The sequence below is a fragment of the Serratia sp. A07 genome (genome assembly GCF_058725505.1).
This window is the reverse complement of record NZ_JBZXDO010000060.1, coordinates 1-10,017: the sequence shown is the minus strand read 5'-3', so window position 1 is coordinate 10,017 and position 10,017 is coordinate 1. Positions and strand designations below refer to the sequence as shown.

Sequence of the window (10,017 nt, the reverse complement as noted above, 5' to 3'; positions counted from 1 at the left end):
TATCCGATTGATATGAGTTTTTAGGTAAGAAAGCAGGGAAAGTATAAGTCGTGGCGATGAAGGGGGAAAGTACTTCGGCTGCGCAGCAGACGAGCTCACGCCGCAGGCGTGCTACTGTTCCTCATATAAGAAATATGAAACCGCGTTTAAAATTCGTCTACCAATTAATGACTGTAAAACATAAGAATATCTTTATTTAACGATCTGATATTTTGTGATTTAGAGTTTAGCGGAATTTTATTCTAAATTATCAAAAATAACAATCCAAAATATCGAGATGACTAGACAGAGTAGTGCGTTGATCTGTATTATACGTGTCGAACACAACGCTTCGACTGTGATGGTGGAGTTATAAGCTGCATTGGAAATCCAATGAAAGCCAGAGAGACATGTAAGTCAGTTACGAGGCGAGTTGCAATCTCTAGCCCTTGCAATTTCACCCTTCACGGGATGAATTATGTTACACACAAGCATGTGACGTGCTTATTTAAAAATCATGACTACCTGGCAATTTATTCAAACTTTGACAGCAATGTTGAGTTTGATGATGTATTTATCCATGTACGCACGAATGCAAGTGCGGAGTTGAGATTAATACAAAAATTTATAACGTTACGCTCGCCGCCACGAATCATTGTCTTGGTGAATAATGCACATGTTCCTACTCTGAAATTTCTTCGTGCTATGGGCATGGTTTTTATTGCTTCACTGCGTGACTCATTGAGCAATATTGGCAAGCTTCTTCAGGACTCTTCGATGGTGGGTTATATGAGCCCGGACTTGCATGCTGTTATCAAGGCAATTCAGCCGGCTCCCGTCTGGGCTGCGGAATGGGACGCTTTCGATGGTGTTCAATATTTAACGCCGACGGAAACGGAAATCATCCTGGATTTACTTCAGGGCATATCACCCTGGCAGATAGCTAGAAAGCGGTTTGTCTCGGTCAAGACCGTCAGTACACACAAGCTCAATGCCCTAAGAAAAATGGAAATCCAGGGGCTCAATGAATTTTTTATCACGCCTCAACGTTAAATAATGCGAGGTCGTTGACCGCGGAGAAGAAAGTTTCTCACCGCACCTGCCGGCCAAAAATTTTCTGCCGGCTTTACCCATAAATCCACATGAAAGGGATACGTCATGATGAATGCAGTCAAGAAAACCGCCTATGCCCTCGCGGTGCTGGCCACCTCTACCGCCGCCATGGCCGAGAGCGTTGATGTGAAGGTCATTGGTACCATCACCCCAACAGCCTGCAAACCGACGCTGAGCGGCGGCGGTGCCATTGATTATGGTACCATTGCGCCACAATCCTTAAATAAGGATGCACTTAAACAGCTGGACAATAAACAGCTGGACTTTGCCATTACCTGTGATGCACCGGCAAAGTTGGGTTTAACTGCGATAAATGGCCGCCCTAATACCGTGGCAGGCACAACAGAAACCGATAAGTATGCAGGGGATGCTCCAGCAGGCATCTCCAGGGATAACGGCTCTAAGGTGGTTGGTTTGGGGTTGGATGGTGATAAAAAGATTGGGGGATACAACCTTGCCATTTCAGATGTATTAGCTGATGGTAACAAAGTTGGCTATATTTACAGCTATGATAAAAATGAATGGAAAACAGAACCAACAGGCAAGAGTGCGATGTTTGACAATCAATACCAGGTCTCAACGTGGTCTAAACCTGGCACCCTGACGCCAATTGCCTTCACCACCCTGGCCGGCAAGCTGAATGTCCAGGCCTACATCAACAAGGCCTCCGAGCTTGACCTCACCAAACCCGTCAAACTGGACGGTCTGACCACCCTGGAGCTGGTCTACCTGTAATTCACCTGTTGACCGGGCCTCGCTCCCGGTCTTTTTTCGGTCGTGACCGGCCTTTTTTTCTTTTCGCTTACCGACACGGATGATTTCTCGCATGAACCTCTCTGCTTTTTGCGCAGCCTCCGCGGCAGCCCTGTGGCTGTTTTCTGCCAGTGCCCAGGCGACGGGCGTGCTGCCCGAGTCGTCGGTGGTTATCGTTGAGGAAGGCGATGATGAAGGCGCCATCAACCTGCAAAACACTGACAGCTTTCCCGTTTTGCTGCTGACCACCCTGCAGGATATCGAGCAGGACACCGAAAAATTGCTGGTCGTGACGCCACCGGCGGCCCGCGTTGAACCCGGCAAGACCCAGCGCATCCGCTTCATGCTGACCGCCAAAACGCCGCTCAAAACAGAGCGTCTCAAGCGCGTGGTGTTTGAAGGCGTGCCTCCACAGGAAAAAGACAAGAACGTGGTGCGCATGACGGTGCGCCAGAACCTGCCGATCATCATTCGCCCTGCCGGCCTCGCGCGGGATGAAGCGCCCTGGAAACGTCTGATATGGTCACTCAAGGGCGGGGTCCTGAGCGTCAACAACCCGTCTGCGTATGTCGTGCGCCTGGGCCAGGCGGTGACCACGCTACCTGACCAGGCGACCTGGATGCTGCCGCACACCTATGTATTGCCGGGCCAGCAACTGACGCTGACCAGGCAGGCGAAACGCGGTGACGCCAACGCCAGCGCGGCCGGTAAAGTACGCATCTCGCCGGCCACAACCTGGGGGTTTACCGTCGACAGTTATGAAGCGCCGCTGGTGCCATAAAAAGACGGGGGTGACAGGATGTTGCACGCGATACACTACTCTCGTTCTCGGCCACTTCGACGTCTGCTTCCGCTATTGATTGCCGCACTCTGTGCCGGCCATGTCGAGGCAGCAGATGAGCTTCAGAACCACGATAACCTAACCTTCGATACCGGCGTGCTGAGCGGTCGCGGCATTGACCCTGCCATTGCTGCGCTGTTTGGTCAGGCTCCTCGCTTTCTGCCCGGCGAAAGTAGCGTGGCGCTCTTTGTCAACGGCAATGCTCGCGGGCGGGTGCGGGTGAAATTTGATGAGGCGGGTGTGCTTTGCGCCGACCGTGCCTTTCAGCGTGCGGCGGGACTGGTGTCCCCTCCAGGTTATGCTGACGGCGCGGCCTGCTTTGACCTGCGCCGTGCCTGGCCGCAAGCCGAGATACAGCCCGAACCGGGTGAAGGCAAGGTTATCCTGGTTGTCCCGCCTGAAGCGCTCAGCACACCCGATACTGGAGACGGTAACTGGCAGCACGGCGGCGTGGCCGGCATGGTCAACTATGACGCGCAGTATCTGAGTTCCTCTGGCGGCGCCGGGGGGCTCAATTTCGGCCAGCTGGGTACCGAAGCCGGATTCAACGCCGGTGACTGGATAGTCCGCAGCCGCCAGACCTTTACCCGCTTCAACGGTGATGACCGTATCAATCATCAGGCCGCCTTTGCGCAGCGCAGCTTCGTCGGCATTAAAAAGGTGCTGCAGGCCGGTCAGGTCAGCCTCTCCAACTCGCTGTTCGGCACCGGCCAGGTGCTGGGCTTTCAGCTGTTTCCCGATTCGGCGCTGACATCGGGTCAGGGTGGTGCCGGACTGGTAGAGGGAGTCGCACAGACGCAGTCCGTGGTCGAGGTGCGTCAGTCCGGCGTGCTGGTTTACAGCACCGCCGTGCCGGCCGGACCTTTCCGGTTACAGGGGTTCTCCCTGCTGAACACCCGCACCGACCTGGAGGTTACCCTGACCGGCAGCAACGGCGAGATACGAAAGTTCATCGTACCGGCCGCCACCTTGCTGGCGCGTGCACCGCTGGTCTCTCCGGGGCTGTCGTTCGGCGCCGGCCGACTCGAGCAGCAGGACGGCAAGGCGCCACTGCTGGGCACGGTGGCCTCCGGCTGGCAGCTTACGCCATTTACCAGCCTGAATGCCGGCGTACTGGGGTCAGCGCCTTACCGAGCCGGTTCGCTGAACCTGGATACCCAGCTGTGGGAACCGACCCGCCTCAGTCTGCAAAGCACCCTGGCACAGGATGCGGACCACGGCAATACCGGCACCCTGCTGTCTGCTCTGCTCAGCCACAGCCTGAGTGAGCGCCTGAGCGTCAACGTCAACGGGCGCCAGCAAACCACGGGCTATCGTGAGCTGAGTGATGCGCTGCAACGGGCCGACCAGGACAACCCCAACAGCCAAAGCCGCAGCCGGTATCAGTGGGGCAGCGGCGTCAACTGGTCGGCAGAGAGGCTGGGCAACCTGTCACTCTCGTGGGCACGCAGTACCACCTTTGCCGGCAACAACACCGATTACCTGCGCGGTGGCTGGAGTCGGCAGTTTGGGCGCGCCTACCTGGGCGTCAGCCTCGAACACAACACCGGTACCCTTAATGGTCAGGCGGATGACCGTCTGTACGTGTCATTCAGCATGCCACTGGGCGAAGGGCGTGACATCAACAGTTACCTGAACACCGCCAAGCGCAGCGCCCGCACCGGCGTTCGCTACAGCGACCGCACCAGTCAGGACCGGGGCTGGAGCATTGCCACCGACCGTGACCTGCGCAATAACCGTACGTCGGTCAGCGGCAACCTGGACTTCGTGACGCCGGTCAGCCAGTTGAACGCCAGCGTCAGTCATGACAGCGATAACTATACCAGCTGGTCGACGCGTGCCGGCGGCGCCATTGTATTGCATGAAAACGGTATCACCCTGTCTCCCTACCGCGTGGCCGACACCTTTGGTATTGCGCGAGTGGGGAAAGAGTCCGGCGTTCGGCTGGATACGCCGGCGGGGCCGGTATGGACCGACTGGCGGGGATATGCAGTGATACCGACGCTGAACGGCTACCGGCGCTCGGCCATTCAGGTTGATACCCGCAGCCTGGCGAAAAATGTCGATATCGGCAACGCCTGGCAGGAGAGCGAGATGGCCCGGGGAGCCATCGGCCGGGTGGACTTCGATGTGCTTCGTACCCGGCGCGTGCTGGTCGGCACGGCAATGGCTGATAACAAGCGTCTGCCGCATGGCGCCAGCGTGTTCAGCGCGTCGGGTGAACTGGTCACGGTGGTGGGGGACGACGGCACGGTCTTCGTGCCGGATGCGGCGCCGGGGATGCGCCTGGAGGTGCAGAGTTCCGGCAAGACGGTTTGCACGATGCAACTCGATCTGCCGGAGACGGCAGATACCACGGGCCTTTATGAAAATGCCACGGCGTCCTGCCGGTAAGGAGAAACGATGAACATGTTTTGGAAGCGGTGGCTGCTGGCTCTGTTGATGGGCGTCACGGGTGTCAGTGAGGCCGACCCCATCATACCCCCTGTCTTGGAAGCAAGTCCGATGCCGACATTACCGCCGGATACGCGCTGCAGACTGTCGGTCAGCAATCTGGTGGTCGATTACGGAATGATGTCACGCTGGCAATTGGAAGATATCGGGGCCGGCCGCGTCTCGCCGGGGACACGCTCGCTGACCGTGAGCGTGGTCTGCCCCTACTCGCGAACATTGAGCCTGCGGGTCGAGGGCGAGGACCATAACGGCGGATTGCGCTACGGTGAGCATGGCACTACCCGTCTGAGCTTGCTGGATGCGCAGCTGGACGGCAATGCGGTGGAGTTGCGCACGATAACGCCGGCCGGTGTTATCACGGAGAGCGGCGGGCAAAGGCTGGTGCTTAATGCGGGACAGCGGTTGGCGCCCGTGATGCAGGGAAGACTGGCGGAAGGCAAGATGTTGACTGCCCGGCTGGAGATACAGCCGGTACTGGCGGAAAGCGATGCGCGCGTAAGCAGTCGGCAGCGCAGCGAAACGATGCTGACGCTGACACTGGACGACTAGTATAAGGGGTTTGAGGGCCAATGGAACGAAAACGTACGATAAGAAGATAATTAGTTGTTTATATTGAAATTTAATATTATCGGCTCTCCCTTTAAAATATCCTCTGGGAGCGTGAACGTATAATGCTCCAGCATATTGATATGCTCATGCATCAGTGGGATAACCGGGCGATATCTTCATTCCCGGCTTCTGCTCTATTCTATGTCCAACAATCCATCAAACGCCCACTCACCGCAACGCTGGTGTTTAACGATTTGTTGACGGCATAATGGGGCTGGACTTCATTCCCCCTTCCTTTTTTAAGGAAGAAAAACGGTGTTTCGCCAGGAAGCGATCGATAACCAGAACTTGAAATGGCGAGGTCGGGCATTGCTGTTGCCCGGCATTCCCTTTTGGCTTACGGCAGGGCTCTGCCTGTTTTTTCTCATCGCGTTTCTCACTTTCGTGATCGCCGGTACCTATACCCGGCGGGTTAACGTGACCGGTGAGATCAGCACCTATCCCCGTGCCGCCAACGTCTATTCCGCCGTACAGGGGGTGGTGGTCAAGCAATTTGTCACCGAAGGACAGGTGATTGCCGCCGGCGCGAGCCTGTACATAGATTTGTGTAATTGCCTGATTTTGATATGTTCAACCCAACATCAAAAACAGGTTAATTTATGGACGAAAAACAGTTGCAGGCTCTGGCTAACGAACTGGCCAAAAATCTCAAAAACCCTGAGGTGTAGTGGTCAACTAATACTGGCCACCGCATTAGACTGTAAGTAGTACAGTCGCTCAGATTCGTTTGGTGTCAGACCGCCGTTATACCAGTGATGCCGGATGGCACTGTAATAGCCCGTGATGTAGCGGATTATCGCGCTCTGGGCCTCGCTGAAGCTGTTGTATCCCTTCGTCGGCACCCATTCGGTCTTCAGGCTTCGGAAGAACCGCTCCATAGGGGCGTTATCCCAGCAGTTACCCCGGCGACTCATACTCTGCTTTATCCGACAGCGCCACAGGGCCTGCCGGTATTTACGACTGGTATAGTGACTGCCCTGGTCGCTGTGGAACATCACTCCCGTTGGTCGACCACGCAGCTCCCAGGCCATCTGCAATGCCCTGACCGTCAATGCCGAGTCCGGCGACGTCGACATGGCCCACCCCACCGGTTTACGGGCGAACAGGTCGAGCACCACCGCCAGATAAGCCCAGCATTTGCCTGTCCAGATATAGGTCACATCGCCGCACCAGACCTGGTCCGGCGCGGTAACGGCGAACTGCCGGTCGAGATGGTTCGGTATTTCAACATGTTCGTTTCCGCCGCGTTTGTATTTGTGCGCCGGTACCTGGCAACTGGCGATATCCAGCTCTTTCATCAGCTTACCCGCCAGCCAACGGCCCATCTTGACGCCAGAGTCCCTGCTGACGATATTAGCGATACTACGGGCGCCGGCAGAGCCGCCGCTGGCGTTCCACGCCTCCATGACCTGACTGCGCTTAGCTACACGCTCCCCGTCTGGCTCATGAGCCGAAGCCTGCCAGTGCCTGAAGCTGCTGCGATGGACTTCAAACGTCTGGCACAACGCAGCAACCGGATACCGCGCTCTCAGCCTGTCGACTACCGTGAACCGTTGAGTGAGTCCGACATTAAGAGAGCTGTAGCCTTTTTTAGAATTTCGTTCTCCATTTCAAGGCGTTGAACTTTTTTCTTCATTTCACGCAACTCGAGCTGTTCGGGCGTCAGAGGAAGCCCGGCGGGCGTTTTCCCCTGGCGCTCAAGTCGCAGCTTATTAACCCAGCGGGTAATAGCCGAATGGCTAACGTTAACCGCCTCTGCGGCCTTAACGTAGGTATAGCCGTGGTCGACAACCAGTTTTGCTGCTTCGAGCTTAAATTCTGCCGTGAAATGTTTTGCCATTGGGTCACCTGTGGTGTTGGGGAGGTGAGAATATCACCTTCCGATCAGGTGGCCAGTATCAGTGTGCCACTACAGCCGGCGAGCTGCAGGTGCGCGTGGCCAGCGAGCCGGATGCGACGCAGAAGCCGGCGGACCGAGCGCTCGCGGTCGGCAGCGATGTTTTCAGCGCCGTCAAGGTGGCGCCGGCGTATGTGGAAAGCCTCGGCGCCTCGGTGAACAGTACGGCGGCGGTCTATGCCGCGGTGAAGAAAAACGAGCTTAAAAGCGCCACGCTGAGTGGCATCGCCCGCAGTGGCGGGCATATCACTCTCTATTCAGCGCTCGATGCGCGCAAAACGCAGGAGAAAGTCGCCCAGCATCCGGCGTACCGTCTGGTAGGCGAGCAGATCAAACAACTGGCCGGTGAGAAGGGGCTTGATGCCGCGATCGCCGGGCAAAAATCGGGGCTGTTTACCCCGGCACAGCAGGCCATTCATCTGGCCATTCCGACGCTGGAAGGGGATAGCGTCGCGTTTGGCCAGGCCAAACTGCTCGCCGGCAGTCTCGGTTTTGCGGCCAAAGGCGTGTCGATGGAGGCCATCCAGACGGAAATCGAGGCGCAGGTCAAACGCGGGGAGCTGCTGAAAGTGGATGTCGCGCCCGGCGTCGGGGCTGATTTGCTGGTTTCGCGCGCCAGCTTTGAGGCGGAGAAAAGTATTATACGACTGATAGCCGACGGGAAGGACAGCCTGCCGCCGCTGGTAACGAAACACGACACGACACAGAGTAGTGAGCCCGGCCAACAGATGCACAGGGATGAGACATCGGCGTTGACCCAGGGGCAGCGGCAGGCTGTTGACCTTATTTTAACCACAACCGACCGCTTTGTGGCAATACAAGGTTATGCCGGAGTGGGGAAAACCACCCAGTTCAAGGCGGTGCTCGCCGGGATAGAGCAGTTGCCTGAAAGCGAACGTCCTCGCGTGGTGGGGCTGGCGCCAACACACCGCGCGGTGGGGGAAATGCAGGCAGCCGGCGTCGATGCGCAAACGCTGGCGTCGTTCCTGCACGATGAGGGGCTGAAGATCGCCGGCGGCGAGAAACCGGACTACCGCAACACGCTGTTTGTGGTGGATGAGAGTTCGATGGTGGGCAACAGCGACATGGCGCGCACCTACGCGTTGATTGCCGAGGGCAACGGCCGCGCGGTGATGAGCGGTGACGAAGCCCAGCTGGAGGCGATTGCGCCGGGCGCTCCGTTCCGGCTGGCGCAGGGGCGCAGCGCCATCGATATGGCGGTCATGAAAGAGATTGTGCGCCAGACCCCCGAGCTGAAGCCGGCAGTGTACAAGATGATTGATAACGATGTGCCCGGTGCGCTGGGCGTGGTGCGCACCGTGACGCCGGCCAACGTGCCCCGGCAAGCCGATGCCTGGGTCCCGGCGCAGTCGGTCGTTGAATATCCCGCCAAGGGGCCGGATGACATTCATGCCGCGATTGTCAGCGATTACCTGGGGCGTACCGAGGCGGCCCGGCGCGATACGCTGATCATCACCCACCTTAATGCCGACCGGCACATCATCAATGCCGGTATTCACCAGGAACGCAAAGCGGCGGGCGAGCTGAAGGGGGAGTCCGTCAATCTGCCTATCCTGGAGACCGCCAATATTCGTGACGGCGAGCTGCGCAAGCTGGACACCTGGGCGCGTCACCGGGACGCCGTCGTCGTGCTGGATAACACTTACTACCGGATGGCCGACATCGACAGTCAGTCCCGTACCGTCAGCCTGCAGGACAGCGAGGGCAATACCCGACAGTTTTCCCCGGCCAGTGCGGTGCGCGAAGGCGTCACGCTGTACAACCCGCGCACCATCGAGGTAAGCGTGGGCGACCGCATGCGCTTCTCCAAATCGGACGTCGAGCGCGGGCATGTGGCCAACAGCGTCTGGACGGTCGAAGCGATAAAAGGTGACGCGGTCACGCTTTCCGATGGGCAACAGACCCGTACCGTCAATCCCCAAGAACAGCAACAGGACCGGCACGTCGATTTGGCCTATGCCATCACCGCCCACGGTGCTCAGGGTGCCAGCGAACGTTTTGCCATCACGCTCGAGGGGGTGGAAGGCGGGCGTGAGCAGCTGGTCAACCGGGCGTCGGCTTATGTGGCGCTCTCGCGCGCCAAGGAGCACGTGCAGGTGTACACCGATAACGAAGCCGGGTGGCTGAACGCCATCGGCAAGGCGAAGGCGCGCACCACGGCCCATGATGCGGTACTGGGGATGGCACCGGGCAGCCAGAAAGCGGCCGCCGAGCTCTACGGCAAAGCGGTCCCTTTATCCGACAACGCGCTGGGACGCGCGGTGCTGCGCGGTAGCCAACTTACCGGCGACACGCTGGCGCACTATGTGTCGCCGGGCAAGAAATACCCCCAACCGCACGCCATGCTGCC

Annotated in this window: 6 protein-coding genes and 2 pseudogenes; 7 read left to right on the top strand and 1 reads right to left on the bottom strand. The window is 57.8% G+C overall.

Annotated features, from left to right (window positions below; genetic code table 11):
- The first annotated feature begins 372 nt into the window (after window positions 1-372).
- The 6 genes and pseudogenes from AC4PR2_RS26445 to AC4PR2_RS26420 form a co-directional block, all read left to right on the top strand.
- A complete protein-coding gene (locus AC4PR2_RS26445; RefSeq protein ID WP_492175725.1) occupies window positions 373-1,032 on the top strand; it encodes a helix-turn-helix transcriptional regulator in 660 nt (219 codons plus the stop codon).
- Between the two features lie 105 nt (window positions 1,033-1,137).
- Window positions 1,138-1,827, top strand: coding sequence for a DUF1120 domain-containing protein (locus AC4PR2_RS26440; RefSeq protein WP_492175724.1), 690 nt, complete (start codon window positions 1,138-1,140; stop codon window positions 1,825-1,827).
- A gap of 91 nt (window positions 1,828-1,918) precedes the next feature.
- Entirely contained in the window at window positions 1,919-2,626 is a 708-nt protein-coding gene (locus AC4PR2_RS26435; RefSeq protein WP_492175723.1) for a fimbria/pilus chaperone family protein, read from the top strand.
- Window positions 2,627-2,644: 18 nt separating this feature from the next.
- Complete coding sequence (locus AC4PR2_RS26430) at window positions 2,645-5,080, top strand: fimbria/pilus outer membrane usher protein (RefSeq protein ID WP_492175722.1); 2,436 nt, start codon at window positions 2,645-2,647, stop codon at window positions 5,078-5,080.
- 9 nt (window positions 5,081-5,089) lie between these two features.
- The gene (locus AC4PR2_RS26425; RefSeq protein WP_492175721.1) at window positions 5,090-5,689 is read left to right on the top strand and encodes a DUF1120 domain-containing protein; all 600 of its coding nucleotides are present in this window, start codon (window positions 5,090-5,092) and stop codon (window positions 5,687-5,689) included.
- Window positions 5,690-6,004: 315 nt separating this feature from the next.
- Window positions 6,005-6,286: pseudogene (locus tag AC4PR2_RS26420) on the top strand (colicin V secretion protein CvaA); the annotation flags it as partial.
- Between the two features lie 134 nt (window positions 6,287-6,420).
- On the opposite strand, the pseudogene AC4PR2_RS26415 reads toward AC4PR2_RS26420, so the two are convergent.
- Window positions 6,421-7,583 (bottom strand): annotated as a pseudogene (locus tag AC4PR2_RS26415) (IS3 family transposase); the annotation flags it as partial.
- On the opposite strand from AC4PR2_RS26415, the gene AC4PR2_RS26410 reads away from it, so the two are divergent.
- Window positions 7,583-10,017 (top strand): AAA family ATPase (locus AC4PR2_RS26410; protein WP_492175720.1); only part of this gene is annotated, 2,435 nt, incomplete at its 3' end. The pseudogene AC4PR2_RS26415 and the gene AC4PR2_RS26410 sit on opposite strands and share 1 nt — an antisense overlap.

What these genes read in the sequence shown, in the direction of transcription:
- AC4PR2_RS26445 (WP_492175725.1), top strand. Translation starts at nt 373, where the DNA reads ATGAAAGCCAGAGAGACATGTAAGTCAGTTACGAGGCGAGTTGCAATC.
- AC4PR2_RS26440 (WP_492175724.1), top strand. Translation starts at nt 1,138, where the DNA reads ATGATGAATGCAGTCAAGAAAACCGCCTATGCCCTCGCGGTGCTGGCC.
- AC4PR2_RS26435 (WP_492175723.1), top strand. Translation starts at nt 1,919, where the DNA reads ATGAACCTCTCTGCTTTTTGCGCAGCCTCCGCGGCAGCCCTGTGGCTG.
- AC4PR2_RS26430 (WP_492175722.1), top strand. Translation starts at nt 2,645, where the DNA reads ATGTTGCACGCGATACACTACTCTCGTTCTCGGCCACTTCGACGTCTG.
- AC4PR2_RS26425 (WP_492175721.1), top strand. Translation starts at nt 5,090, where the DNA reads ATGAACATGTTTTGGAAGCGGTGGCTGCTGGCTCTGTTGATGGGCGTC.